The organism is Streptomyces sp. NPDC003456 (assembly GCF_042878735.1).
In the GTDB taxonomy this organism is placed as follows: domain Bacteria; phylum Actinomycetota; class Actinomycetes; order Streptomycetales; family Streptomycetaceae; genus Streptomyces.
Map to the genome: position 1 here is coordinate 287904 of NZ_JBIAOK010000006.1, position 25536 is coordinate 313439.

The 25536-nt window shown below is 75.1% G+C and carries 22 protein-coding genes; 7 read left to right on the plus strand and 15 right to left on the minus strand.

The window, feature by feature from the left end:
* Positions 1-103 precede the first annotated feature (103 nt).
* The 3 genes from ACFYWG_RS25670 to thrS all read right to left on the minus strand — a co-directional run bounded on the left by ACFYWG_RS25670 (position 104) and on the right by thrS (position 4125).
* A complete protein-coding gene (locus tag ACFYWG_RS25670; protein WP_383499844.1) occupies positions 104-1765 on the minus strand; it encodes a glycoside hydrolase family 13 protein in 1662 nt (553 codons plus the stop codon).
* Between the two features lie 100 nt (positions 1766-1865).
* Positions 1866-2837, minus strand: coding sequence for a nucleoside hydrolase (locus ACFYWG_RS25675; protein WP_389203828.1), 972 nt, complete (start codon positions 2835-2837; stop codon positions 1866-1868).
* Positions 2838-2883: 46 nt separating this feature from the next.
* Positions 2884-4125, minus strand: a complete 1242-nt coding sequence (gene thrS / locus ACFYWG_RS25680) for a threonine--tRNA ligase (protein WP_389203830.1) — start codon at positions 4123-4125, stop codon at positions 2884-2886.
* Positions 4126-4470: 345 nt separating this feature from the next.
* On the opposite strand from thrS, the gene ACFYWG_RS25685 reads away from it, so the two are divergent.
* Complete coding sequence (locus ACFYWG_RS25685; protein ID WP_385411807.1) at positions 4471-5259, plus strand: hypothetical protein; 789 nt, start codon at positions 4471-4473, stop codon at positions 5257-5259.
* A gap of 61 nt (positions 5260-5320) precedes the next feature.
* Here the strand turns inward: ACFYWG_RS25685 and ACFYWG_RS25690 are convergent, their stop codons facing one another.
* Together ACFYWG_RS25690 and ACFYWG_RS25695 are read right to left on the minus strand one after the other, a co-directional pair.
* On the minus strand, positions 5321-6100 hold the full coding sequence (locus ACFYWG_RS25690; protein ID WP_383499832.1) for a GAF and ANTAR domain-containing protein: 780 nt from the start codon (positions 6098-6100) through the stop codon (positions 5321-5323).
* A gap of 240 nt (positions 6101-6340) precedes the next feature.
* Entirely contained in the window at positions 6341-7684 is a 1344-nt protein-coding gene (locus ACFYWG_RS25695) for a tetratricopeptide repeat protein (protein ID WP_383499829.1), read from the minus strand.
* Between the two features lie 129 nt (positions 7685-7813).
* Here ACFYWG_RS25695 and ACFYWG_RS25700 point away from each other — a divergent pair, with 129 nt between their 5' ends.
* Entirely contained in the window at positions 7814-7990 is a 177-nt protein-coding gene (locus ACFYWG_RS25700; protein WP_376326542.1) for a hypothetical protein, read from the plus strand.
* On the opposite strand, the gene ACFYWG_RS25705 is transcribed toward ACFYWG_RS25700, so the two are convergent.
* The 7 genes from ACFYWG_RS25705 to ACFYWG_RS25735 all read right to left on the minus strand — a co-directional run bounded on the left by ACFYWG_RS25705 (position 7943) and on the right by ACFYWG_RS25735 (position 15893).
* Complete coding sequence (locus tag ACFYWG_RS25705; protein WP_383499825.1) at positions 7943-8140, minus strand: DUF397 domain-containing protein; 198 nt, start codon at positions 8138-8140, stop codon at positions 7943-7945. The genes ACFYWG_RS25700 and ACFYWG_RS25705 overlap by 48 nt on opposite strands.
* Complete coding sequence (locus tag ACFYWG_RS25710) at positions 8100-8948, minus strand: Scr1 family TA system antitoxin-like transcriptional regulator (protein WP_389203834.1); 849 nt, start codon at positions 8946-8948, stop codon at positions 8100-8102. The genes ACFYWG_RS25705 and ACFYWG_RS25710 overlap by 41 nt, the downstream gene beginning before the upstream one ends.
* 100 nt (positions 8949-9048) lie before the next feature.
* Positions 9049-10446, minus strand: a complete 1398-nt coding sequence (locus ACFYWG_RS25715; protein ID WP_383499819.1) for an extracellular solute-binding protein — start codon at positions 10444-10446, stop codon at positions 9049-9051.
* The gene (locus tag ACFYWG_RS25720; RefSeq protein WP_389203836.1) at positions 10446-13094 is read right to left on the minus strand and encodes a substrate-binding domain-containing protein; all 2649 of its coding nucleotides are present in this window, start codon (positions 13092-13094) and stop codon (positions 10446-10448) included. The genes ACFYWG_RS25715 and ACFYWG_RS25720 overlap by 1 nt, the downstream gene beginning before the upstream one ends.
* Before the next feature lie 4 nt (positions 13095-13098).
* Entirely contained in the window at positions 13099-13389 is a 291-nt protein-coding gene (locus ACFYWG_RS25725) for a hypothetical protein (protein ID WP_376326532.1), read from the minus strand.
* A gap of 167 nt (positions 13390-13556) precedes the next feature.
* The gene (locus ACFYWG_RS25730; RefSeq protein WP_389203839.1) at positions 13557-14618 is read right to left on the minus strand and encodes a hypothetical protein; all 1062 of its coding nucleotides are present in this window, start codon (positions 14616-14618) and stop codon (positions 13557-13559) included.
* 66 nt (positions 14619-14684) lie between these two features.
* The gene (locus tag ACFYWG_RS25735) at positions 14685-15893 is read right to left on the minus strand and encodes a PP2C family protein-serine/threonine phosphatase (RefSeq protein ID WP_389203841.1); all 1209 of its coding nucleotides are present in this window, start codon (positions 15891-15893) and stop codon (positions 14685-14687) included.
* Positions 15894-16015: 122 nt separating this feature from the next.
* Here ACFYWG_RS25735 and ACFYWG_RS25740 point away from each other — a divergent pair, with 122 nt between their 5' ends.
* Together ACFYWG_RS25740 and ACFYWG_RS25745 are read left to right on the plus strand one after the other, a co-directional pair.
* On the plus strand, positions 16016-16456 hold the full coding sequence (locus tag ACFYWG_RS25740) for a hypothetical protein (protein WP_385411790.1): 441 nt from the start codon (positions 16016-16018) through the stop codon (positions 16454-16456).
* Positions 16457-16899: 443 nt separating this feature from the next.
* Entirely contained in the window at positions 16900-17868 is a 969-nt protein-coding gene (locus ACFYWG_RS25745; protein ID WP_389203843.1) for a hypothetical protein, read from the plus strand.
* Here ACFYWG_RS25745 and ACFYWG_RS25750 read toward each other — a convergent pair.
* Positions 17765-19111: a PLP-dependent aminotransferase family protein gene (locus ACFYWG_RS25750; RefSeq protein WP_389203845.1), complete on the minus strand. Its 1347-nt coding sequence runs from the start codon at positions 19109-19111 to the stop codon at positions 17765-17767. The genes ACFYWG_RS25745 and ACFYWG_RS25750 overlap by 104 nt on opposite strands.
* 76 nt (positions 19112-19187) lie before the next feature.
* Here ACFYWG_RS25750 and ACFYWG_RS25755 point away from each other — a divergent pair, with 76 nt between their 5' ends.
* A complete protein-coding gene (locus tag ACFYWG_RS25755) occupies positions 19188-20027 on the plus strand; it encodes an alpha/beta fold hydrolase (protein ID WP_389203847.1) in 840 nt (279 codons plus the stop codon).
* 46 nt (positions 20028-20073) lie between these two features.
* On the plus strand, positions 20074-21075 hold the full coding sequence (locus tag ACFYWG_RS25760; protein WP_376326520.1) for an endonuclease/exonuclease/phosphatase family protein: 1002 nt from the start codon (positions 20074-20076) through the stop codon (positions 21073-21075).
* A gap of 137 nt (positions 21076-21212) precedes the next feature.
* On the opposite strand, the gene snpA is transcribed toward ACFYWG_RS25760, so the two are convergent.
* Positions 21213-21884: a snapalysin gene (gene snpA, locus ACFYWG_RS25765; protein ID WP_383505672.1), complete on the minus strand. Its 672-nt coding sequence runs from the start codon at positions 21882-21884 to the stop codon at positions 21213-21215.
* Between the two features lie 173 nt (positions 21885-22057).
* Here snpA and ACFYWG_RS25770 point away from each other — a divergent pair, with 173 nt between their 5' ends.
* Positions 22058-23008, plus strand: coding sequence for a LysR family transcriptional regulator (locus ACFYWG_RS25770; RefSeq protein ID WP_385411781.1), 951 nt, complete (start codon positions 22058-22060; stop codon positions 23006-23008).
* Positions 23009-23043: 35 nt separating this feature from the next.
* On the opposite strand, the gene ACFYWG_RS25775 is transcribed toward ACFYWG_RS25770, so the two are convergent.
* Positions 23044-25131 (minus strand): PhoX family protein, encoded by a 2088-nt coding sequence (locus ACFYWG_RS25775; RefSeq protein WP_389203850.1) that lies wholly within the window; start codon positions 25129-25131, stop codon positions 23044-23046.
* Positions 25132-25536: the final 405 nt, after the last annotated feature.

Here is a 25536-nt window from a genome sequence, read left to right on the forward strand (position 1 = left end):
GGGACCCAAGGGGCGCGGGGAACTGCGCGACCAGCCCCAACGACGCCGCACCCGAGAAACGACAGCCACCACCCCCCACCTCACGGCCCACCCCGCGGAGCACTCAGCGGCCCAGCCACACCACCGTGTCCGGCCCCAGCCGCCCCTCCTCCAGCGGCCCGCTGCTCAGCAGCACCTCACCGGCCGGCAGCGGCACCACCGCCCCGGACAGGTTCGCCACACACCGCCACCCCTCGCAGCGGTCGAACTGCAGCACCCCCTCCGGCGCGTCCGGAGCCCACGTCAGCTCCTCGCCCTCCAGCAGCTTGCGCCGCAGTTTCAGCGCCGTCCGGTACAGCTCCAGCGTCGACCCCTCGGCCCCGTCCTGCGCCTCGACGGCGAGCTCCCCGAAGACGGCCGGCTGCGGCAGCCACGCCCCGGCCGGCCCGAAGCCGTACGACGGCCCGGTCGTCGTCCACGGCAGCGGCACCCGGCACCCGTCCCGCCCCTTGCGCACGTGCCCCGTCTGCTCCCAGATGGGGTCCTGGAGCACCTCGGTGGGCAGATCGGCGACTTCGGGCAGTCCCAGTTCCTCGCCCTGGTAGACGTACGCCGAGCCGGGCAGCGCCAGCATCAGCAACGTGGCCGCCCGGGCCCGGCGCAGCCCGGCCGCCCGGTCGACGGCCGGCGCGTGGCCGCCGGACAGCAGCCAGGCGTTGAGGTCGGTGTCCGGCGGCAGCATCAGGCGCGAGGCGTGCCGGACGACGTCGTGGTTGGACAGCACCCACGTGGCCGACGCCCCGGCCGCCCGGGCGGTGTCGAGCGAGTCGGTGATGACCCGCCTCAGCTCCTCGGCGTCCCAGTTCGCCTGCAGGTACTCGAAGTTGAACGCCTGGCCCAGTTCGTCGGGGCGGGCGTACAGCGCACGGCGCGCGCCCGGCACCCAGGCCTCGGCGACGGCCATCCGGGGCGGCCGGTAGGAGTCGAAGATCTTGCGCCAGTCGCGGTAGATCTCGTGCACCTCGTCGCGGTCGTAGAAGGGGTGGGTGCCGGGCGGCAGCGCGGTGAGGGCCTCCTCGCGGCTGAGCTCGGGCCGGCCGAGGTCGCGCAGCGGTTCGCCGAGGTCCTTGACGAGGGCGTGGGCGACGTCGATGCGGAAGCCGTCGACCCCGCGGTCGGACCAGAAGCGCAGGGTGGTGCGGCAGTCGGCGCGGACCTCGGGGTTGTCCCAGTTGAGGTCGGGCTGTTCGGGGGCGAACAGGTGCAGGTACCACTGCCCGTCGGGCACCCGCTTCCAGGCGCTGCCGCCGAAGACGGACTGCCAGTCGGTGGGCGGCAGCTCGCCGTGCTCGCCGCGGCCGTCGCGGAAGACGTACCGGTCGCGGGCCGGTGACCCGGGCCCGGCCTCTAGGGCCTCCTGGAACCACACGTGCTGGTGGGAGGAGTGGTTGGGGACGATGTCGACGATGACCTTCAGGCCGAGCCGGTGGGCCTCGGCCACCAGCGTGTCGAAGTCGTCCAGGCTGCCCAGGCGCGGGTCGACGTCGCGCGGGTCGGCGACGTCGTAGCCGCCGTCGGCGAGTTCGGACGGGTAGAACGGGCTCAGCCACAGGGCGTCCACGCCCAGGGCGGCGAGGTGGCCGAGGCGCTGGGTGATGCCGCGCAGGTCGCCGAGGCCGTCGCCGTCGGCGTCGGCGAAGCTGCGGGGGTAGACCTGGTAGACGACGGCCTGCCGCCACCAGTAGGGGTCGCGGGACGACAGGTCGGGGGTGGGGCGTTCGGTCACGCGGTCTCCTTGGCCGGGCGGACGGGCGACAGCATTAAATCTGTCCAGAATGCCGGAAAAAGGAACCACCGAGTCGGCCTGCGGCCGGCAGCCGAGGGGATCACTCGACCGTCGCCAGGTACAGCTTCACGTAGCGGTCCACGTCCACGTCCAGTCCCACGTCGACCAACGCCTGTTCGCGGATGCCCTCGTGCAGTTCGGACTCGCCGGGGCGGGGGCGGCGGTCCACGATCGTCATGCCGCGGGTGGGGCCGGGCGCGAGGGAGACGGCCACCGGGAGGCGGTGCGTGGTCAGGCCCTCGGGGTCGGCGACCGCACACACCGCACCCGCGTCCCCGAGCCCGCCGGCCGTCTCGGACGGATCGCCGGGCCGGCTGCCGGGATGCGCCGGGCGGTGGGCGAGCAGGTCCCCGGCCAGCCGCGCCCCGGGTTCGCCACTGGCGCGCAGGCGCCGTACGTCCGCCGCCGGGACGACGACCCGGGTGAAGACGTCCAGCCCGTACATCGTGATCGGGACCCCGGCGGTGAGCAGGATCGCGGCGGCCTCCGGGTCGTGCCAGACGTTGAACTCGGCGACCGGTGTGGCGTTTCCGGTCGCCGCCGCGCCGCCCATGAAGACGATCCGCTCGATGTTGCGCACCACCTCCGGGTGGGTGCGCAGCAGCAGCGCGATGTTGGTCAGGGGCGCGGTGGGCACGAGGGTGACCGGCCGCGGGGAGGCGAGGATCTCGCGCCGCAGCAGGGTGACGGCGTCGACGCCCACGGGCCGGCGGGTGGGGGCCGGCAGGCCCAGGTCGCCCATGCCGTCGTGCCCGTGCACGTGCCGGGCCGAGCGCGGCGCCTCGACGAGGGGCCGCTCGGCGCCCCGGGCGACGGGGATGTCCCCGGCACCGGCCCGCTCCAGCACGGTCAGGGTGTTGCGGACCACCCCGTCGACGTCCGTGTTCCCGGCCACGCAGGTGACCGCCCGCAGGTCGAGCCCCGGATGCCGTACGGCGAACAGCAGGGCGAGGGCGTCGTCGACGCCGGTGTCGCAGTCGATGATCACCGGGATGCGCTGACCGTCCGTCACGGCGGGGCTCCTTCCACTGGTACCGCCCGAGACCTCACCGGCGACCCTACGACCGTCCGGGGCCCGCCTCGCCCTCCTCCCACAGGCCGGTCCCGCGCGCCCCGGCCCGTTCGGCGATCCGGCGCAGCAGGTCCCCGGCGGGCAGGGCGCCGGGGCGGCGGCCGTCGCGCAGGCGGGGTGCCACCAGCCCGGCGGCGGCCTCCCGGGCGCCGATCACCGCCTGGTAGGGCACCAGCCGGGCCTCGCGGACGCGCGCGGCGAGGGTGCCCCGGTCGGGACCGGCGACCTCGGCGCGCAGGCCGAGGCCGAGGGCGCGGCGGGCCAGGTCGTGGGCGGGCCCGGCCTGCTCCTCCCCGACGGGCAGGATCACCAGCTGCACCGGGGCCAGCCAGACCGGGAAGGCGCCGCCGTGCGCCTCGATCAGGTGGGCGACCGCGCGCTCCACGCTGCCGATGATGCTGCGGTGGACCATGACCGGCCGGTGCCTGCCCCCGTCGGGCCCGATGTAGTGCAGGTCGAACCGTTCGGGCTGGTGGAAGTCGATCTGGACGGTGGACAGGGTGGCCTCCCGTCCGGCCGGGTCGGTGATCTGGACGTCGATCTTCGGCCCGTAGAAGGCGGCCTCGCCCCCGGCCTCCTCGTAGGGGATGCCGGAGCCGTCCAGGACCTCGCGGAGCAGGGCGGTGGCCCGCCGCCACAGCTGGGGGTCGGCCACGTACTTGCCGCCCTCCCCCGGCAGGGACAGCCGGTGGCGGGAGGCGGTGATGCCCAGGTCGGCGTAGGCCCGGGCGATCAGTTCCAGCGCGGCGCGGGCCTCCTCGGCGGCCTGCTCCGGGGTGCAGAAGATGTGCGCGTCGTTGAGGGTGATGGCCCGCACCCGGGTCAGCCCGCCGAGCACCCCGGACAGCTCCGAGCGGTACATACCGCCCAGCTCCGCCATGCGCAGCGGCAGTTCGCGGTAGCTGTGGGAGCGGGAGCGGTAGATCAGGGCGTGGTGCGGGCACAGGCTGGGGCGCAGCAGGACCTGCTCGGCGCCGAGGGCCATCGGCGGGAACATGTCGTCGCCGTAGTGCTCCCCGTGCCCGGAGATCTCGTACAGCTCCCGCTTGCCGAGGACGGGCGAGTACACGTGCCGGTAGCCGGCCCGGCGTTCCGCCTCGCGGACGTACTCCTCCAGGGCGTGCCGCACGATCGCGCCGTCGGGCAGCCAGTACGGCAGCCCGGCGCCCATCAGCGGGTCGGTGTCGAACAGGTCGAGTTCACGGCCGAGTCGGCGGTGGTCGTGCACGGTGGCTCCTCCGGATACGGGTTTCCGGAGCGAGCACCGCGCGACGAAGCCCCGGGGCACTCGCCCCGGGGCTTCGGACATCTGCGACAGCTGTCAGCGCGCCGGGACACTCTCCGGCGTCGTCGTGGCGGACGGCTGGGGCTGGACGCGCTGCATGCCGCGAACGTAACAGGCACGGCGGTGCCGGGACGAGGGGTTTTCCGGGCCCGGCCCGCCGCCGCACCGCTCCCGCGCCGCCCCCTCACCCGGACGGACCGTCACGCTGGTGGACGCGCGGGCGCGATGGTGCCGTGAGAGCACCGAAGATCCCGGCCGAGCCCCGGCCCGCCCTCAGGAGGCACCCCGATGACCCGCTGTCCGGCAGCCGCCCGTGCCCTCCTGCTCGCCGCGCTGTCCCTGACCGTCCTGCCGGCCGCGGCCGGCTGCTCCCTCCAGCAGGAGCCGCGGCCCCGGTGGTTCACCGTCTCGCCCTCGGCGACCAGCGCCTCACCGGCCGGGAAGCAGCCCGTCGCTCCCGGCGGCGACCTCGCCGCGGCGCTGGTGCGGGCCGCGCTGGTCACCGAGGCCGACCTGGGGGAGCCGTGGGTGCCGACGCGGGGCGCCCGGACGTGGCGGGACGGGCTGCTCAAGGGCACCGCCGAGGACCCGGAGTGCCGGCGGCTGCTGGACGTCCTCTACACGGAGGAGCTGTTCGGCGCCCCCCGCGGACCGCGCGCGCAGTCGGCGCTCGACGACGACGAGACCGACGCCCAGCTGCGCTACCAGGTCGCCGTCCACCGCCCGGCGGACGCCGACCGCGCCCTCGACTGGCTGGGGTCGCTGCCGGACCGGTGCGGCCGGTTCACGGCGACGGCCTCCGGCGGCGTCCAGCAGGAGGTGCAGGTCTCCGAACTGCCGCTGCCGTCGGCCGGGGACGCCCGGCGGGCCCTGCGGGTGACGCTGGCCGGGGAGACGGAGGACGGCGACCTGACCTACCTCACCTTCGACATCGCGGGCGTCCGCGTCGGCGAGCAGGCCGTCACCGTCACCAACGCCGGCCTCGGCGAGGTGTACGAGGAGGTCACACGGCACGCCGTGCAGGTCGGCGCGCAGCGGCTGGCGGACCTGGGGAAGTCGGGAAGGGCGCAGATCTGACCGGCGGCGGACCGTCGCGGACCGCGCAGCGGTCCTGCCGCGCCCCTCGGTCCCGGTCGAATCAGTCCCGGTCGAAGCGCTTGCGGTGGGTGATCACGTCGCGGGCGGCGTCGAGGGCGGTGAGGCCGCGCGCGAAGGCGTCCGCCCGCAGCCGGGCGAGCGCCTCGTCGGCCGTGACCCCCAGCTGCGCCATGATCATGCCGACGGCCTGGTAGACCGCGTCGTGGTCCGCGCCGAGCCCGCTCAGCCAGGCCTCGCCGCCGGCGACCTCGGGCTCGTCCCCGCGGGGCAGCGCCATCAGGGCCACGGTCATGACCCCGGCCACGATGCGGGCGACGTGCAACTGCTGCTCGGACAGCCCCCCGGGCCGGTCGCGGTACAGGTCGAGCGTGCCGACGCACACCGAGTCGTTGCCGAGGGGCACCGCGTACACCGCGCGCACCCCGGCGGCCGTGGCCTGCTGCGCGAAGACCGGCCAGCGTCCGGCGTCCGGGCCGGTGGTCAGGTCGCAGGCGAGCACGGGAGCCCCGTCCTCCAGCGCGCTCTGGCAGGGGCCGTCGCCGAGCGTGGCCTGGATGTGGGCCAGGTGCGCGGCCTCGGCGCTGCTGGCGCTGAGCTGCACGGGCATGCCGTCGCTGCGCAGGGAGACGCTGGCACCGGTCACCGGCAGCAGGTCCACGGCCACCCGGCACAGCCGCCCCGGCACCTCGACGGGCGCCGCGCCGCGCACGCCCCGGGCGATCGCGTCGACGGCCCGCAGCCCGTCCACCTCCAGGTCACCGCCCGCGCCGCGCCCCGGCTCGCCGTCGGGGCCTCCTCGCGGGTCGTCCCTGGGCCGCACGGGCCACCGCCTCCTTCGATCACCGCGGCACACCGTCGACGGGTCACGGGCGGGCCGCCCCGGCACCGGACCGCTGTGCGCGGCCCACGGGGGCAGCCGGTACGCCACCGCCGCCGCCCGGCAGGTGGGTCCATCCCGCGATCCCGGCCCGACTACCCGGTGCCGGTGGGGCAAAACCCTCCGCGTGGGCCGTGGCGAGGGGCCGGGCCGCCCCGCCTCCCGCGGGGCCGCCCGGCCACCTCACAGCGGGGGCTGCGCGGGCGCGGGCCCGAGGGTGGTGGTGCCGGGGGCCGTGCGGTGGCCCAGTCCCGTCCGGTACGCGTCCAGCGCCGCCTCCACCCGCCCGGTGCGCCGCAGCAGGTCCCCCAGGAGCCGGCACAGGTCGGCCAGGTCGCCGGCCGCGCCCGCCCGCTCCAGCAGGCTGAGGGCGCGCACGTAGTGCTCCTCGGCGTCCTCGGTACGGCGGGCGTCCTCGGCGATGATGCCGAGCAGCCGGTGCGCGGCGGCGGAGTGGACGGCGCCGCGCTCGGACGTCAGGTGCCCCAGCACGTCGTGCAGCAGGGCCTCGGCCTCGGCGGACCGGCCGCGCCGGTGCAGCACGTCGGCCAGTTCCACGGCGACCTGGCTGCTGTAGAGGGCGGCGCGGCGGGCGGACAGCATGCCGAGGGCCTCGCGCAGCTCCTCCTCCGCCCGCTCCAGCCGGCCGTCCTGGGCGTAGACGTAGCCGCGCATCCAGTGGCAGTTGGCCAGTTCGGTGCGGATCTGCAGACCCCGGTACAACTCGGCGGCCTTGGCCAGGGAGGCGTCGGCCTCCGCCAGGCGGCCCTCGGCCACCAGGGTGCGCGCCACCGACCGGTGCATGCGGGCGACCAGGGCCGGGTCGCCGGACTGGGGGGCGAGCGCCAGGGCGAGTTCGGCCGCCTGGGCGGCCCGGGCGTGCGCGCCCATGTCCATGTACGGGCCGATGGCGCTCGCGTAGAGCAGCAGCAGGGCGTCCGGGTCGTGCAGGCCGCCGCGGTTCAGCTCGTCCAGGGCCGTCTCCAGCAGGTAGACGGCGTAGCGCAGTTCGCCGGCGAGGTAGTGCGCGACGGCCCGGCCGCGCAGGGCCGGTACGCGGGCGGGCAGCGGGGCCCCGGCCAGGCAGGCTTCGGCCCGTTCGAAGTACTCCCGGCCGGTGACCAGTTCGCCCGTCTCCAGGGCGCACTCGCCGAGACCGAGCAGCGCGTCCGACTGCTCGGCCGCCAGGCCGTGCGTCTCGGCCTCGGCCAGCAGCCCGGTGTACAGCTCGGCCGCCGCCTCGGCCTCGCCCAGGGCGAGGGTCCGCTGCGCCTCGGTCAGCCGCAGCCGCAGTTCGGTCACGAGCCGGGCGGAGTGCCCGGTGGCGAGTTCGTCGAACGCGACACCGAGCCGGCCGGCGAGATGCCGCAGGGCGTCGTCGGAGGGCCGGACCCGGCCGGACTCCAGGGTGGAGATGTACGCGGGCGTGTACACGGGCTCCGCCAGCTGCCGCTGGGTCAGGCCGCGCTCCACACGCAACCGCTGCACCCGGCGACCGATGGTCCCCGGGTCGTCACGCTCCCCCACGCCAACTCCCCTTGTGCCTCTTGCCGTTCGGCCGGAACAGCCCCTAGGTTAAACGGAGTGTTAAGCAGAATTGTTGAACATGCTTAATACGTCGCCGTCGTAGAGAGCCGCCCCAGTTGCGAGGTCGCCGTGCTCGAACGCACACGCACCGCCGAGCGGTACGCCCGAGGCTTCACCGCCGCGCTCGTCGCCGTGGCCACGCTGCTGCTGGCCGCGAACGCGGGCCCGGCGCGGGCGGGGGAGCACCACCCCCAGCCGTCACTCCGCAGCGACGTGAGCGACGAAGGCGGCATAGGCCTCCGGTGACAGGCCGAGAACCCCGCCGCCGGGGTTCTTGGAGTCCCGAACGGCAATGACAGAACGGAGTTCGGCGACCTCCACGCATTCGCCGCCGCTGCTTCCGCTGTACGTCGACCTACGCCACTGCACGCGCGTCAGATCCAGGCTGTTCCCCATACCGTTCCTCCATCACGCGAGCGATCAGAGCCGCCGACTCCCTCTCGGAGAGGGCCTCGGCTTGCAGGCGAGCGTAACCGACCGAACGCTCCCTGATGACCTCAGGATTGGCCGTCATATGGCCCTGGTCGTAGCTCTCGGCGTAGTGGATATCAGGGTTGCTGTCGAACCGGAGGAGGGTGTACGAGCCCATCATCGCCGCGTGCTGCCCGGCAGCGAACGGCAGCACCTGGATGTGCGTCCACGGCCGGCCGAAGAAACCCAGCAGTCTCGCCAGTTGCTCGCGCATCACTTCGCGCCCACCGATCTCCCGGTACAGCACAGCCTCGTCCAGCACCGCCCAGAGCGCCGGCGGCCGGTCCCGCTGGAGGACGAGCTGTCGATCCATGCGGGCCGCCACCATCTCGTCCAGCTTGTCCGCCTGCTCGACACCCAGAACGGCCCGTGCATAAGCCTGGGTCTGGAACAGTCCGTAGACCAACTGGCATTGATAGGTCGAGATGTACGACGCACGCGTCTCCAGCTCTACGAACGGCTGGAACCACGTGGGCAACTGGCTCCGCAGCACCAGCCCCACCAACCGCGAGAAGCAGCCGTCGGTCATGAAGGCCGCGTCCGCGCGTTCCGCGAACTCCCTCGTCGGGACCTTGTGGGCGGTTTCGATCTGGCCCACCAGCGAGCCCGTGCAGTAGATGCAGTCGCCCAGCTCCTTCTGCGACAGCCCCGCGGCCTCGCGGCAGCGGCGCAGTTCGGAGCCGAAGTAGTCCAGCGGCGACGCGGTGGGGTCGAGTCGGCGGACGTTGGCCATACGGCGGTCACCCCCGGGTCCGAACGCCCTGCGGCGCTCCTGTCGTTCCGTCGCCGAGCGTAATCGTCCGGCTCCGCACAGGTGGCACGAATCGGATAAGTCAGTCCGGCAGGACGTCGCGCAGGGCCTCGTCGAGCCGGCGTCCTATCTCCGCGTCGGAGGGTCGGTCCTTCGTGCGGTCGTACAGGGGGTCCAGGCCCGTGATGAGGGTCTGGGTCACCGCCCCGTACAGAGGAGTGCGGGGACGGTGGACGGCCTCCTGGAGCGCCGGCCGCAGGACGTGGCGGAAGTAGCTTCCCCCGGCGGGGAACAGGTCGGGCACCGTCCGCTCGGCACTCCGGCCGCCGGGGGAGGCCGACGGCGTCTCCGCGTAGGCGGCGACGTGCCGGCACTCCGGCGCGGAGCCGGCGTCCCGGTAGGCGGAGGTGCGGGTCGCGGCGAACCCGGCGCGCAGCAGGCAGCGTTCGCTGTCGGGGTCGGTGAGGAACGCGATGAGTTCGGCGGCCTTCTCGGCCCGCCGCTCGGACGCCGAGGAGGCGACGGCGAGGTTCTGTCCGCCGAGCACCGCCTTGCCGGGCAACTGCGTCACGCCGAGGTCGTCGCCGAACGTCTCGCGCAGGGCCGGATAGACGTAGGGCCAGTGCCGCAGGAACGTCGCGCGGCCCTCGGTGAAGGCGCTGAGGGACTCGGCCTCCCGGGACTCGGCGGCCTCCTCCAGCGTGTAGGGACGCGCGGTGCGCTCGCGCAGCCCGGTCACGCCGGCCGTCAGCTCGTCCGCGTCGGCGGCGTAGCGGCCCCGGTCGTCGGTGAGCGCGAAGTCCGGCACGGCCGAGGCGAACGCCTCGATCGCGTTGACGGTGCGGCCCTCGTAAGGGGCGAGCTGGGTGGTCCAGCCGTCATCGAGGTACTCGGGGCCGGGGTCCGGGGGCCGGGCGTTGATCCACTCCCGTATCTCGTCCCAGGTGACCCCGGCGCTCAGGTCGGTCCGCGAGGCGCCGATCTCCCGCAGCCGGTCCTTGCGGTAGTAGAGCAGCCCGACGTCGCTGTTGAAGGGCACCGCGTACCGCTTGCCGTCCCAGTGGGCCGTGCTGTCGACGGACGCGATGATGTCGCCGGGCGAGGCGACGGCCGCGCCGGTCAGCGGGCGGATCACTCCGGCGGCGGCGAACTCGGGGATCCACGTCACGTCCAGGTTCACCACGTCGTACTCGGCGCTGCCCGACTGCAGCGCGCCGAGCAGCTGGCTGCGCTGCTGGTCGGCGGAGCCGGGGAGTTCGACCAGCCGGGCCCGGTAGCCGTGCTCGCCCTGGCGGGCGTTCCACACGTCGATGAGCTGCTGGCGGATGCCGTTCTTGCCGGTGACGTCCTGCCCGCTGGCCACCACGATGCGGGGCGGGTCGCTGTCCGGCGGCTGCTCCTGCGGACCGCCGCCGGTGCAGGAGGCGAGCGCGGCCAGCGCCAGCAGGGACAGTGCGGCGGCCGTCACGCGGCGGGCCATCATTCCTCCCCCGATCCGATGCGGGACACCTCGTCGTGCAGCAGGGCCACCAGGTCGTCGCCGGTGTCCAGGCAGCTGCCCCGTGCGGCGTCGGCGATCCGGCGCGCGGGGCGGTCCCGGTCGCAGCCCCAGCTGTTCAGGGACGCCATCACCACCGGGACGCCCGCCGTGCCGGCCTGCTTCTCGACCTCGGCGAGGGCCTTGCCGGACAGCCGCTCGTCGTCCTCGCCGTCGCTCAGGTACACGATGAGCTGCGGACGGTCGTCGCCGCGGCCCCGCTCGCGCATGAACTCCAGGGCGTCCTTCAGGGCCGCGGCCGGGTCCGCCTCGGCGTCCCGCCAGCGCGCCCCGGCGAGCTTGTCCTCGGCCTCGGTGCGGGCGTGCGGGCCGAAGCGGAGCACCTGGGTGTGGGTGCTCCGGCCGGTGCCGTGCACCGCCCACACGCCGTACTCGTCCTCGCCGCCGAGCCCCGGCAGCGTCTGCCGGAGGATGCCGGGGCCGCCGCTGGTGCCCTTCCAGACGCGGGCCATCGAGCCGGAGCTGTCGAGCAGGTACAGGACCCGGCCGTCCCCGTGGGCCCGGCGGTAGCGCTCCAGGGTCAGGTCCATCGCCGCCGCCTCGACGGGCTGCACGGGGCGGACGGACGCGGTGAACCCGTCCGGGACCCGTCCGCCGGCGAGCAGGGCGTGGGCGCCGGAGGGCGAGCGGAAGCCCTGCTCGCCGAGTACGGCCCGGCCCTCCGGGCCGGTCAGCCAGGCGCGGAAGCGGCGCACCGCGTCGTCCCGGGCGTCCGCGTCCCGGTCGCCGTCCTCCCAGCGCACCCGCACGAACGTCGGTTCCAGCGGGGGCACGTCGGCGGGGTAGGCGGCGGTGCGCGCGACGCGGGTGGCCGAGTCGCAGCCGACGCCGCTGTCCAGCAGGAACTCCGGCACCAGGGCGGCGCCGCGGTTGTCCACGGCGTCGGTGTCCGGCAGCGTGCACAGCAGCCGCACGGCCGACGGCTGGGGGCGCCCGGCGCGCGTGAGCAGGCGCTCGGCGTCCCGGGCGGGGGTGTCCTCGCCGTACAGGCCGACCGTCGCCAGCAGGGCCGCGTCGGTGACGTCCGGGTCCGGGCGGTGCAGTTCGGCCGCCGGGTCCGCCTTCTCCAGGGCGCCGACCAGGTCGGTCAGCGACCGCCCGGTCCGTTCGACACCCCTGCCGAGTCCGTCCGGCACGGCCAGCACGACCGGCGAATACGCGAACGGCTCGGTGTCGGGCTCCAGTTCGGCGAAGACGCGGTCCTGGCGCGCGGCGGAGACGACGGCCCGCTGGGCGGTGGCGCGGGTGGCGGGGATCCACACGTCCGGCTGCGGGCCGATGTCCCGCTGCGGGTTGACGTCCTCGCGCGGCTTCTGCCAGGCGTCGGTCCGCTCCCCGAGCGCGGTCACCACGTCGGCGGCGGCCGCGCTGTAGACCGTGATGCCGCTGCGCCGGCACCCCTCGCCGGTGCGGTTGGCGCCGGAGGCGAGGAAGGCGTCGCGGACGGCGTTGATCCCCGGTTCCAGGTCGGGGTCGACCAGCAGCCGCAACTCCAGGGCGGGACCGCAGGGTTCGGAGCCGGCGATCAGGGAGTAGAGGCCGTAGCCGCCGGCGCCGGTGGCGAGCAGGGCCAGCAGCAGGGTGAGCGCGCCGGAGCCCAGGCGGCCGGCGAGGGCCCGGGCAGCCCTGACGAGCCGCGACCCGCGGGGATCCGGGCCGGGATTCGGGCCGGGGCCGGGACCAGGTCCCGGTGAGGGCCCGGGTGACCGGCCGGGTCCAGGGCCGGGGCCGGGATCCGGTACCGGTGAGGGCCCGGGGGACCGGTCGGTGCCCGGGCCGGGGTCCGGTACCGGGAGGGCCGGGGGCGGGCCGGCCGCCAGGAGCACGTCGGCGTCCGGGTTCCAGGGCGGGGCCAGGGCCTGCGGCTTCTGCAGGTCGTCGTCCTCCGCCCGGTAACCCGCCGCGGCCATCCGCCGCTTCAGCGCGGGATACAGCGTGGACAGCCACACCTGCCCGCCCTCGTCGAGGAAGCGCGCCACCTCGTGGGTGAACGGCGTCGGCCCGTCGGCGTCGCCGCCCAGGATGTACCGGTTGGGCTGCACGCTCATCAGCAGCAGGACCCGCTCCTTGCGCTCCTGCGGCGACTCGAAACGGTGCCAGATCTCGGCGGCGTTACCCGCGTAGCAGCAGTCGAGGACCACCAGCACCCTCTCGGGGCGGCTCTCCGGGGCGCACAGTTCGCCCAGCACGCCCGCGAAGCTCACCGCGCCGGGCAGCTCCTCGCCCGCGACCATCCGCGCGGTGCGCATCTGCAGGTGCAGCTTGTGCACGGAGGTGTCGGTGACGACGGCGTGCCCGGCGAAGTAGAGCAGCAGCACGCCGTCGGTCTCGCGGACGGCGCGGCGCAGCTCGCCGGTGAAGTCGTCCGGCGCCGGGGACGCCAGCACCCGTATCTCGCCCGCGCGGAAGACCCCGCCCCGGTGCAGGGCGTCCTCCATCACCTTCCGGTTGTGCCGCACGGCGGGCAGCTGTCCGCTGACCCCCTGGGGGTCGGGTGCCGTGTGGTCGTACTCGGACACGCCGACCAGCAGCGCCCGGTTCGCTCTGCCGCGCGGGTCGAAGCGGCTCACCCGGCTACTCCCCGTCGGGTCCCAACGGGCGGATGTCCGAATCGGGTTCGCCGCCCTGGAGCCTGCGGCGGTTGTTCTTCCAGGTCTTCACCGCGCGGGCGGTGTACTCGGTCAGCGCCGCGATCGTGGCGACGTCGCCGAGCAGCTGGAGGACGAGTTCGACGTCCGGCCCGAGGCGTCCCTTCGGCCCGTCGGCCGTGGTCCGCTCCTCGATGCGCAGGTGCCCTCCGGACAGCAGCTCCTGCAGCGGCTCGTCCCGCTCCAGCCACGCCCGCAGGGCTCTGACGTCCTCCATGGTCGCGCCGGCACCCAGCCGGACGCGTACGCCTAAGACAGCCACTCGGTCCCCCTCTGTCATCCCGCCATCATGACACCCGACCCGGCCCCGGCGGCAGACCCGTGACGTGCCCCCGGCAGGTGGCCGCACGCCCCCTGCACGCCGCGCGCACGGCGCGGGGATGCTCAGGGCTGGGTCTGCAACTGCCTGAGCTGGCGCTGCACATGGTCGAGCGCCCCCTCGCGCCTGCCCGGTACCCGGCTGCGCAACACGGCCAGGGCGGCGCCCAGTTCCCGGGCGTGGACGGTGTCGCGGATCCGGCCCCACTGGTGGTGGGCGCGGTCCGCGGCGGACTCCACCGCGGGTGCGTCGGGTGCCTGCCCGGCGTTCAGGCGCGTGGTGGCGACGGTCAGCCAGGTGCGGCAGCTGCGGGCGGCGTCCCCGGCGAGCATGGCCAGGTCGGCCCGGACCTCGGCCCAGTGCAGGGCCTCCTCGGAGGCGGGGCCGTGCGCGGCGACGGCGGCCTGCTCGTGGCGGGCGGCCAGCGCGTCGGCGTCGGCGTGCCGGCCGGCCTGCACGGCGGCGGCGAGGGCGGCGTGCGGGTCCCCGCCCGTCGGGCCGGGCGTGCTCACCACGAGGTCCCGGCCCGCGCTCTCGGGCGCGATCCGGGCCAGCGCCTGCTCGTGCAACTGCCCGGCGGGCGGCCGGAATCCGCTGCGCAGGATCGTCGCGACGGCCTTCATGTACGTGGGTGCCGCGAGCGTACGGCGGGACGGCGGCGGCGCGATACGGCCGTGCACGGCGTTGCCGCGCCCCGAGTCCAGCGGGGTGGTGCGCAGCAGCTCCCAGGTCTCGGCGTCGGCGTGCAGGTCCACGAGGAGGGTGGTGGCGCCGGCCGGCCGCAGCCGCAGCTCCTCGCGGAACCAGTGCCAGGGGAACGCCGTGTAGCGGGCGGTGGAGGCGGTGGTGCGGGCCAGCGCCAGGTGGGGCAGGCGCTGGCGGCGGTCGAGCTGGAGCTGGCCGGCGACGTACACGGTGAGCGGGCCCGGGGCCGCCGCGGCGGCGCGCAGCCGGGTGAGGACGGCCTGCGGTTCCAGCGGGTCGGCGAGTTCGACGACGTTGGCGGTGTCCGTGCCGGCGAGCACGGCGGGCGGGACGGCCGCGAGGACGGGCAGGACGGACGCGGCGTCGACCAGACGCCCCCGGCCCACCGGCGAGGCCGCCAGCAGCAGCACGGTCCCGGGCATCGTCCCTCCCCCTCGCGTCGATCGGCTACGGCAGCACGGTAACCGCTACGGCGGCCCCGGGGGGCGTCAGGCCCGCGAACGTCCGTCTCCCGAGGCACCACGACGTCCACCGTGGCGGTGCAGGGCGAAGATCGTGGTGTCGTCCGCCAGGTGGCCGCCGCAGTGCCGGAGCGTGCCGTCGCGGACGAACGCGGCGAGCCGGGCGGGCTCGGCGACGCCGGGGTCCCGGGCGACGGCGCGGGCCACCGCATCGGCGAGCGGATAGAACGCCCCGGTGCCGTCGCGGGCCTCGGTCACCCCGTCCGTCACCAGCAGCAGCGTCTCCCCGGCGGCGACCGGCACCCGCCGCACCCGGGGCCGGCCCGGCGCCAGCTCCCGCATGCCCAGCGGCAGCCCGGGCGGGGCCGCCAGCCGGCGGACCCCTCCCGGTTCGACGGCGAGCGGCGCCTCGTGGCCGAACAGCATGAGGTCCACCGCCTCGGCGTCGTCGTCCGGGAAGCCGAGCAGGACGGCCGTGGCGAACCGGTCGCCGTCGGAGCGGCCCAGGGCGACCGTGTGCCGGCGGTGCCGGAGCATCCGCGTCTCCAGCCGCTCGGCGACCGTCACCAGATCCGCCTCGTGGTAGGCGGCCTCCCGGAACGTGCCGAGCAGCGCGGCCGCCGCCTCCACCGCCCCCAGCCCCTTGCCCTGCACGTCGCCGAGCAGCACACGGGTGCCGTGCGGGCCGGGCTGGATGTCGTAGAAGTCGCCGCCGACGCGGGCGTGGGCGTCGGCGGTGAGGTAGACGCCGGCGTGGTCGAGCCCGCCCCAGCCCGGTGGCAGCGGGCGCAGCACCGTGCGGCGGATGGTGTCGGTGACGTCGCCCATGTGCAGCGCGCGGTGCTCGTCGCGCACCCGGACGACGCAGGCCAGGACAGCGAGGGTGCCGCCGATGGCCACGAGGACGAAGTCGGCGAGCCCGGCCTGGTACTCGTGCGGCCAGGCACCGTCGGCCAGGACGTAGACGACCAGGGAGAGCAGCGCGAACACGGCCGTGCCCCACACCCCGCAGAGCGCGGCGGCGATGCCCGGCACCAGCACGATCCACGAGATCATGCGGAAGTCGCCGGTGGTGTTCCAGTCGCCGACGAGGATGGCGACGAGCAGCAGCAGCGGCGGCACCCAGGCCACGCTGCGCCCCCGGATCCGCAGCAGCTCCTGCCGTCGCACGACGTCCCCGCGGCCGGCCCGGCCGTACCGGTCGAACGGGCCGTGCCTCGTGCGCTGGCGGCTCACCGGATCAGCGAATCACGGGCCCGCACCGGCCGCATCCCGCCCGCCCCGGGCCGCCGACTTGCCCGGGGCGGCCCACCGGTGTGCCCTGGAGAGCAGGGGCAGGGACAGAGAGGAGAGCTCTCATGGCTCATGCGGCACCCGCTCCGCGCAGGATGGCCCGGCAGCGGCGCAGGCCGGACGTGTTCAGCGCCCGTACCCACTCCGCCGTGAACGTGGCGCTGCCCGTCGCCCTGGGGCTGATCTACGGGCTCTGGGCCGCGACAAACCGGCGCTTCGGCGGGCCCATCACCGGCTGGAACGTGCTGTTCGGCTTCGTCACGGCACTGGTCTTCGCCGTGGTGTTCGCCGTTCTCTGGCGTCTGTCACCGCGGCTCGGGCGCGGCCCGCACGCCTTGGCCTGGGGCGTGTTCGCCGGCTGCGCGGCCGGCTTCCTCGTCAGCCAGAGCAACCTGTCCGTGTACAGCTCCGCCGGAGTGGGGCTGGTGACCGGGGCGGGCATCCTGCTGATCAACTTCTACCGCTTCTACAGCCGCGAGGACCCGATGGGCCTCGACCGCGCCTGACACCGGCCGCGCCGGGGCCCGTGGGCACCGTGGTCGTCGTGTGCCGCCCGCGGCCGGTCCGGGACGGCGGGCACCGGCCCGCACCTCCACCCGCGCGACAGCACCTCCACCCGTGCGGCCTCCGGCGCGTCGCCGTCGCCGGAGCGGCCGCGCCCACCCGCACCGCGCCCACCCGCATCGCGGGTCTCGCGCCCCCGCTCGACCCGGGTCCCTCCCACCGCGGCCCGCTCCCCGGCCCGCCCCCCGGGGAACGGCACCCTCCGCCGCACCGCCGCCGCACCGGCCACGCGCCGGCCCGCCGCCGGGCCACCCGTTCGGGTGCGCCCGGCGGCCGCGTGCCCGCTGGCCGTCCGCGCAGGTGGGGGCGGATTCCGGCGCCGCGGACGGGGCGGGGCGCCGGTGCAGCGGTCGCGGGCCGCTCCGGGGGCGCCTTGCCTGGAAGGGTGCCCGAGCCCCACAGGGCGCCCGCCGCCGCGCAGGCGCCCTCCCGCCTGCGGAACGCCCTGTCGGCCGTTGCGCTCCTCCTCGCGTGCCTGCTCCTGCCGCTCGGCGCGGTCGCGTCCTGGGCGGCCCACGGCCTGACCGACACCGGCCGCTACGTCCGTGCGATGGCCCCCCTGTCCGCCGACCCGGCCGTGCGGCTCGCGGTGGCCGACGCCCTCGGGGACGGCGTCCTGCGCGAGACCGCCCACGAGCTCGACGGCACGTCCCTGCGGGGCGCGGTCGCGCCCTTCGTGCACGACGCGGCCCGTTCCTTCACCCGTACCGAGACCTTCCGCGCGGCCTGGGACGCGGGGAACCGGACCGTCCACGACGCCGTGGTGCGCGCCCTGCGCGACGACGGCGCGCACGGCGCCCCCGTCACCGTCGACCCGGCCCCCGTCATCGCCCGCGTCAAGCAGCAACTCACCGAGGACCACGTGCCGTTCGCCCGCCGCATCCCGGTCACGCACACGCGGATCGCGCTGCTGCCGGCCGAGGAGGCGGACCGGCTGCGCACGGGGTACCAGGTGCTGGAGACCGCCGCCCTCTGGCTGCCGCTCGCCGCCGCCGTCCTCGCCGTCGCCGGGATCGCCCTGGCCGGCTGCCGCCGCCGCGCGGTGACCGCCCTCGGCCTCGGTACGGCCCTGGGCGGCGCTCTGCTCGTCGTCGCGGTGGCGGTGGGCCGCCGCCTGACCCTCGCCGACCTGCCCGACCCCCTCCACCGCCCGGCGGCCGGCGCGGTCTACGACGCCCTGACGGCCACCCTGCGCACGGTGTCCTGGCTGCTGTGCGCCCTCGGTCTGGCGGTGGCGCTCGCCGCCTGGCTCACAGGCCGCTACGGTCCCCGCCGCGCTGCCCGGCGAGCCGCGCGAGCGTCCGCAGCGCCCGTCGCAGATCCGGCTCCGCGGCCGATGCGAGGCCGAGTCTGACGGCGTCGGGGGTGTGCCCCGGGGCGACGGCGAAGGCCGTCCCGGGTGTGACGGCGATGCCCCGCGCCGCCGCGGCGGCCGTGAAGGTGTCGGCGCGCCACGGCCCGGGCAGCTCCCACCAGGCGAAGCAGGAGGTCGCGGCGGACCGCACGGCGAAGCCGGCGAGCTCCTCGGCGAGGATGCGCTGCCGGCGCGCCGCCTGGGCCCGCTTGTCCGCCACCAGCCGTGCCACGGTGCCCTCCGCGACCCAGCGCACGGCCGCCTCCAGCGCGAAGCGGCCGGCGCTCCAGCCGCCCGAGCGCACCGCGTCGGCCACGGCGGGCACCCGGTGCGGCGGCACGACGAGGAAACCGGCCGTCAGCCCCGGGGCGACCCGCTTGGACAGGCCGTCGACGACATGGGTGAGGGCCGGGGCGTGCACGGCCAGCACGTCACCGGGCTCCCGGAGGAAGGACCAGATGCGGTCCTCCACCACCGGAAGCTCCAAGTGCCGGACCGCCTCGGCCAGTTGCAGCAGCCGCGGGCGGCCCGTGGTGAGGGACGTCGGATTGTGCAGCGTGGGCTGCACGTAGAGGGCGGACAGCGGCGCCGAGCGGTGCGCGGCGGCGACGGCCTCCGGCAGCAGTCCCGCCGCGTCCCCGGCGAGCGGCACCAGCGTGATGCCGAGCCGCCCCGCGATCTCCTTGACCAGCGGATACGTCAACTGCTCCACGCCGACCCGGCCGCCCGGCCGGACCAGGGAGGCCAGGGCGGCGGCGATGGCCTGCCGGGCGTTGCCGGTGAACAGCAGCCGCTCCGGGGCGGGCCGCCAGTCCGGGGTGGTGAGCAGGGCGGCCGCGGCCCGGCGCGCCTCCGGGGTACCGGTGGCGGCCGCAGGCGACAGCGCCTCGGCCAGCACGTCGGGCCGCAGCAGGGGTGCGAGCACGGGGGCGAGCAGCTCGGGCTGCCCCGGTACGGACGGGTAGTTCAGCTCCAGGTTGACGGACGCGGCGGCCGCTCCGGCCTCCACCAGCGCCTGCCCGCCCGGCCGGGGCGGGGCGGCCCGCACGAACGTGCCGCGCCCGACCTCGCCGACGACCAGCCCCCGGCGGACCAGTTCCGCGTAGACGCGGCCCGCGGTCGACGAGGCGATGCCCCTGCGCCGGGCGAACACCCGCTGCGGCGGCAGCCGTTGGCCCGGCGTGAGCCGCCCTTCGGCGATGTCGTCGGCGATCCGGTCGGCGATCCGCCGGTAGTCACCCATCGTCCGTCCCCCTGTGGATTGCACCGAGAGCAAAGATCTCATTGCACCGAGTAGTTGGGCCGCCTAGGGTCGTCGCATGGCACCCTTCCTCGCATACGAGGACAAAGGCCCCACATCGGGGTCCGCCTCCTCCCGGCCGCCGCACGCCACCCCGGTTCCCCTGGTCCTCGTCCACGGCCACCCCTTCGACCGCTCGATGTGGTCCCCGCAGATCGAGGCGTTCTCCCCGGGCCGCCGCGTCGTCGCCCCCGACCTGCGCGGCTACGGCGCCTCCCCGGCCGGGCCGCCCCTCACCGACTTCTCCGCGTTCGCCCGGGACATCGAGGCCCTGCTGGACGAGCTGGCCGTGGACTCCTGCGTCCTGGCGGGCCTGTCGATGGGCGGCCAGATCGTCCTGGACTGCTACCGCCTGTTCCCCGAGCGCCTGAGGGGCCTGGTCCTCGCGGACACCTCCCCGGCGGCGGAGACGCCGCAGGGCGTGCGCGCCCGCGACGCCATGGCCGACCGCCTCCTGGCCGAGGGCCTCGGCGGATACGCCGACGAGGTCCTGGAGCGCATGGTCGCGCCGTACGCGTCCGCCCGGGTCAAGGCGCACGTCCACGCCATGATGACGGGCACCTCGCCGCAGGCGGCCGCAGCGGCCCTGCGCGCCCGCGCCCGGCGCCGCGACCACACGGCCCTGCTGCCGCGCGTGCGCGTCCCCGCCCTGGTCGTGGTGGGCGCCGACGACACCTACACGCCCGTCTCCGGCGCCCGGGCCCTGCACGCGGCCCTGCCCGACTCCACGCTCCACGTCGTCGAGGGCGCGGCCCACCTGCCCAACCTGGAACGGCCCGAGGAGTTCGACCGCGCGCTGGCCGCGTTCCTCGCCCGGGTCGATGCACGGCAACCTTCCCCCGCCCCACCCCGTCCTTGAGGGAGGATTCGGGCAACCCACCCGCACCAACGGAAGGGGCCGGGCCTTGGACACCGCAGCCGCCGAGTGGACCGCGACCGACGAGGGGCCGGGGCAGCGCCCCGCCGGACGCCGGTTCGGCGCCTGGTGCGCCGGCCTGCTGCTCGCCGGGGTGAGCGTGGTCGCCGGTTTCCGCGCCGCCGACAGCGACGGCATCACTCCCGTCCCGCAGCTGCTGGCCTTCCTGCCCTGGATGCTCGCCCCCACCGCCGTCGCCCTGCTCTTCACCCTGCTCGCCCGCTGGTGGCCCGGCACGGTCTGGGGCGTCGCCGTGCTCGGGGTGCTGGCCTGGTACATCGAGCCGTACGGCACCTCCGACGAGCCCGCGGGCCGGCCGGTCGCCTCCTTCCGGGTGCTCACCTCCAACGTGGAGTTCGGGCAGGGCACGCCCGCCCTGGTCGCCGCCGTCCGCCGCGAGGACCCGGACATCGTCTTCGTCGAGGAGTGCGATCCCGACTGCGACGCCCGGCTGAAGCAGGACCTCGCCCGGGAGTACCCGCACCGCCGGGCCGTCGAGGGCGGCGGCTCGGAGGGGTCGGTGATCCTCAGCCGCTTCCCGCTGCGGCCCACCGGCGGCGTGCCCGCCACCATGGGCATGCCCGGGGCGGTCGCCGACGTGGACGGCCACGCCGTACGGCTCCAGCTCGCCCATCCGATGCCGCCGCTGCCCGGGCAGGTGGACCTGTGGAAGCGCGAGCTGGGCGATCTGCGGGCGGCGGCCCGCACCGACCCCGGCACCCCTCTCGTCCTGGCCGGGGACTTCAACGCCTCGCAGGACCACGCCGCCTTCCGCCGCATCCTCGACACCGGGCTGCGCGACGCCTCCCGCCTGGACGGCGCCGACCGCACGGCCACCTGGCCGGCCCGCACGGCCCCGACGTTCGGAGTGCAGATCGACCACGTCCTGGTGTCCGAGGAGTTCGCCGCGGAGCGCACCCGCATCCTGGACCTGTCCGGCACCGACCACCGTGCCGTCGTCACGGACCTGACCCTGCACGAGCGCCCCTGACACCCGACGGCACGGACGGCCGCACGGGCGGCTGCGACACCCGGCGTCGCACGGGCGCGCCCGCGGACACCGCACGGGCCCGTGCAACGGATACGGCCGCCCCACACCGGTGGGACGGCCGTATCCGCGTGGGGGTCTCAGCGCCCGGACTTCTCCAGCGCCTTGTCCATCGCCGCCGCCAGGCCGGTGGCCCACAGCCGGTTCACCCGGGACCGCTCGGTGGAGTTCGGGTAGGCGTTGGTGCAGGACGGGCCGGGGCCGCCGCCGGACATCAGCTCACTGCACGGACCCGTGTAGTGGTCGGGCAGACCGAGGACGTGACCGGTCTCGTGGGCGGTGACCCGCGTGGAGTCGTACTGCTGGTTCTGCCGGTAGTCCAGGAAGATGTAGCCGTTGCCGCGGCCGTCGGTGGAGGCGTAGGAGCCGCGGGAGTCGTTGCCCTCCCGGTAGCTGAAGTCGGCCGTCGACGCGGACCCCGCCTGGAGCCGCACGTTCGTCACCGAGCTGTTCCAGATCTGGGTGCTGCGCGCTATCTGGGTGGCGAACGACGGCGCCCGGGAGGCGTCGTAGACCACGGTGACCGCCGCGGTGGCGCTCGGGTTCGCGGCGCGCTTCTCCGCGACGGACTCCAGGACCGCCTGGAAGAACTCATCGCTCGCGTCGGAACCTGCGGACGGCGCCGACGACTTGGCGACGAAGCCGGCGTGGGGCCCGGCGGCCGGGGAAGCGGCCGCGGGGACGGCCGTTCCGAGACCGGCCGTGGCGAGGCCGAGGCCGAGAACCGCCAGGGCGGACGTGTACCTGCGCATCGATGACTCCTCGGGTGGGGGTTGAGTCTCACCGGTGAGTCTCGACGCCTGTACGCCGCCTGTGATGATGGCAATGGGGGATAGGACGCGGTTATCGGCTGCCCAATTCACCTGTTTTAGCGGTGAATTATGTGGCTGGTTAACGCTGCGATTGCGCTTTAGCCTCACTGTGCATGGAGCTCGAGGTGAGGCACCTCCGCGCGCTGTGCGCCATCGCCGACACCGGCAGTCTGCACCGCGCCGCCCGGCAGCTGGGCGTTTCCCAGCCGTCGTTGAGCACACAACTGCGCCGGATCGAGCAGGAGCTGGGCGGCCCGCTCTTCCTGCGCTCCCACACCGGCTGCCGCCCCACCCCGCTGGGGCGCTTGGTCCTCAGCCGGGCCCGCCCGCTGATGAGCGACCTGCACCTGCTGGTCACCGAGGCGAGGGCCGCGGCCGGCGGCGGCACCGAACTGCGCATCGGGTCCACGGCGAGCAAGGCCCTCGCGGGCTGGCTGCGCCGGCTGCGCGCCCGCGGCCAGAACCCCAGCCTGCACATGAACGTCTCCCCCAACGCCCTGCTGCGCATGGTCGCCATGGGCCAGCTCGACGTGGCCTTCGTGCACGAGGTCGAGGGCTGCCCGCTGCGCATCCCCCCGGAGCTGCGGCTGCGCGTCCTGGTCGAGCGCGAACCGCAGTGCGTGTCCCTGCCGGTGGACCATCCGGCGGCCGGCAAGCAGGAGGTCGACGTGGCCGACCTGGCCGGCGACCGCTGGATGATCGACCCCACCGTCGACGGCGAGTGGGACGCCGTCCTGCGCATGTTCCGCGACGCCGGGGTCAGCCCCCGCCTCCTGCACGGCGACTACCACACGGCCGACGTCCTGGTCGCGACCGGCGAGGTCGTCACCGTCTGCCAGCCGACCCGGACCCCCCGCCCCGACATGGCGGTCCGCCGCCTCAAGGGCGACCCGCTCGGCGTGCGCCTGCTGGCCGCGGCCCGTACGGAGACCGAGCTGGACGGCGTCTACCCCGCGCTGGAGGAGGCGTACGGGGAGGTGGCGCGGCAGGCTCCGGCCTACCGGGAGTGGCGCCGGCCGGCGCCCGGCGGCCCCCGCAGACCCCCGAGCCCGGCCCTCCCCTGACGTACCCCCGGCGACGCGGCCGTGCGACGAGGCCGTCAGACGCCGATGTCGCGTCCGTCGGCGCGCCACACCGACACGACGGCCGGGCGGACGTACGTCCCGGGCCCGTCGGGCCAGGTGCTGGCCGGCTTCTCCACGGACGCGCCGTCGATCTCGCCCGGGTGCTGCACGGCCACCAGCACGCGCCGGTCCTGGATGATCGGCCCGCAGGTCTCCGCCCCCTTCGGCACGGTCAGGAACTGCTTCAGCTCACCGCGCCGCTCCCCGCGGGTCGCCACGCCGAACAGGCCGTCGTGCGAGCCGAGCTGGGCGCCGTCGGTGGAGATCCACAGGTTGCCGTGCGGGTCGAAGGCCACGTTGTCCGGGCAGGAGATCGGGCTCACGCCGTCCTTCGGGAAGCCCGCGAAGTACGTCGCCGGGTCCTCCGGGTCGCCGGCGACGAGGAACAGCGACCAGGCGAACCGCGTGCTCTCCGGCCGGTTCCGGCGCTCGGTCAGCTCCAGCACGTGCCCGTGCTTGTTGGCGTGGCGCGGATTGGCCTCGTCGGCCTTGGCGTTGGCGCCGACACCGCGGTTGGAGTTGTTCGTCAGGGCGACGTACACCTTGCCGGTGACGGGGTTGGGCTCGATGTCCTCGGGCCGGTCCATCTTCGTCGCGCCGACCTTGTCACCGGCCAGCCGCGTGAAGACGAACACCTCCTCGGCGGTCATGCCCTCCACGTGCGAGACGGCGCCCTCGGCGGTGGCGGTGGCCAGCGGGATCCACTCGCCGCTGCCGTCGAACTCGCCGTCCTCGGGCAGCTTGCCCGTGCCGTCGATCTCGATGGCCGGGGAGTCGCCGGTCAGCCGCGCCACGTACAGCGTCCCCTCGTCGAGGAGGGACAGGTTGTGCTCCCGCACGGCACGGCTGTGGCCGTGCTTCATCCGCTTGCTGCCGACGAACTTGTAGAAGTAGTCGAACCGCTCGTCGTCGCCGGAGTACACGACCGGCCGCCCGTCGTGCGTCAGCCGCACCGTCGCGGCCTCGTGCTTGAACCGCCCGAGCGCGGTGTGCTTGCGGGGCGTGGAGTGGGGGTCGTACGGGTCGAACTCGACGACGTACCCGAACCGGTGCACCTCGTTCGGCTCCCGGGCGACGTCGAACCGCTGGTCGAACCGCTCCCACTTGCGCTCGGTCGCCCCGGACCCGATCCCGTACCGCTTGTCGGTGGGGCGGGAGGCGTTGGCGAAGTACTGGTTGAAGTTCTCCTCGCCGTGCAGGGTCGTGCCCCACGGGGTGACGCCGCCGGAGCAGTTGTTGAGGGTGCCGAGCACCTTGGTGCCGCGGGGGTCGGCCGAGGTCTTCACCAGGTCGGACCCGGCGACGGGGCCGGTGAGCCGGAACTCGGTGGTGGCGGTGACCCGGCGGTTGAGCTGGTGGCGGGACACGGCGGTGAGCCTGCCGCTCTTGCGGTCCTCCTCCACCACGACGGCCGACAGCCCGTGCGCGGCCCAGGCGATCTCCACCTGCTCGCGGGTGGGGTTCGCGGCGTCGTAGCCGCGGAACATCAGCATCTCGTCGGTGTACTCGTGGTTGGCCACGAGCAGCTGCCGGCCGCGCTCCCCGGGCAGCGGGAGCAGGGCGAGGAAGTCGCAGTTGTACCCGAACTGCCCGGCCTGGGCCTTGGCGCTCTGCCGCTCCGGGTCGAAGGCCGGGGCACCGCGCAGGATCGGCTCGCCCCACCGGATGACGACGTTCTGCCGGTAGCCCTCCGGCACGGTCACGGCGTCGGCGGTGTTGGGCGCGACGGGGCTGAACCGCAGACCGCGGGCGCCCTTGCGGTGCTGCCGGGCGGCCTCGGGGGCGGCACCCTGCGACGCGGCCGGTGCGGCGCTCGCGTGGGGCGCCTGGGCGACACCCACCGCGCCCGCGCCCGCGGCGGCGACGGTCACGACCGCCGCGGCCCGCATCATCGAGCGCCGGCTGAGCGCACCGGCGATCACGTCACCGACGTAGGCGTTCGGGCTGGTGTTGGGCACCTCGTGGAAACAGGCGTCACCACACCGGAACCGGCAGGTCATGGCGGACCGGCCACCAGGGTGCGAACCGGACGGCGTTCCGATCAACGGCAGCAGCTTGCGCACTTTGCTCTCCTTGAATGCCCTTGGTGTCAGCGTGACCGTAGGGGCACGTATGTGCGGTAGCCGGGCGCCCTGATGAACAACGAGTGAACCCGTGGCAGCCGTACGGGTGTTGGCCCTGTTCAGTCCCGCGACACCCATCCGGACCGGATGCGCCCTTGACAGACCGGGCCGCCCACACCCGACCCTGCCCAAGATCACCCAGGAGGGCCGCTAACCTTACGTGTCCGTCCTGGCCAGGGATTGACGGGCTTCAACTCACGCGAAGGGTTGCGCGCACATGGGCATTCTCACTCGGTTGCGGAACGCGTTCGGACGGTCCCGCAAGTCACGGACCGCCGAGGCGGAGGGTGCGGCGCGTACGGCAGCGGCCGAGCCGGAGCCCACGACCGCCTCGTCCCCCGCCCC

What these genes read in the sequence shown, in the direction of transcription:
- ACFYWG_RS25685 (WP_385411807.1), top strand. Translation starts at nt 4,471, where the DNA reads ATGACCCGCTGTCCGGCAGCCGCCCGTGCCCTCCTGCTCGCCGCGCTG.
- ACFYWG_RS25705 (WP_383499825.1), bottom strand. Translation starts at nt 8,140, where the DNA reads ATGGGGAACAGCCTGGATCTGACGCGCGTGCAGTGGCGTAGGTCGACG.
- ACFYWG_RS25710 (WP_389203834.1), bottom strand. Translation starts at nt 8,948, where the DNA reads ATGGCCAACGTCCGCCGACTCGACCCCACCGCGTCGCCGCTGGACTAC.
- ACFYWG_RS25715 (WP_383499819.1), bottom strand. Translation starts at nt 10,446, where the DNA reads ATGGCCCGCCGCGTGACGGCCGCCGCACTGTCCCTGCTGGCGCTGGCC.
- ACFYWG_RS25725 (WP_376326532.1), bottom strand. Translation starts at nt 13,389, where the DNA reads ATGGAGGACGTCAGAGCCCTGCGGGCGTGGCTGGAGCGGGACGAGCCG.
- ACFYWG_RS25730 (WP_389203839.1), bottom strand. Translation starts at nt 14,618, where the DNA reads ATGCCCGGGACCGTGCTGCTGCTGGCGGCCTCGCCGGTGGGCCGGGGG.
- ACFYWG_RS25740 (WP_385411790.1), top strand. Translation starts at nt 16,016, where the DNA reads ATGGCTCATGCGGCACCCGCTCCGCGCAGGATGGCCCGGCAGCGGCGC.
- ACFYWG_RS25750 (WP_389203845.1), bottom strand. Translation starts at nt 19,111, where the DNA reads ATGGGTGACTACCGGCGGATCGCCGACCGGATCGCCGACGACATCGCC.
- ACFYWG_RS25755 (WP_389203847.1), top strand. Translation starts at nt 19,188, where the DNA reads ATGGCACCCTTCCTCGCATACGAGGACAAAGGCCCCACATCGGGGTCC.
- snpA (WP_383505672.1), bottom strand. Translation starts at nt 21,884, where the DNA reads ATGCGCAGGTACACGTCCGCCCTGGCGGTTCTCGGCCTCGGCCTCGCC.
- ACFYWG_RS25770 (WP_385411781.1), top strand. Translation starts at nt 22,058, where the DNA reads ATGGAGCTCGAGGTGAGGCACCTCCGCGCGCTGTGCGCCATCGCCGAC.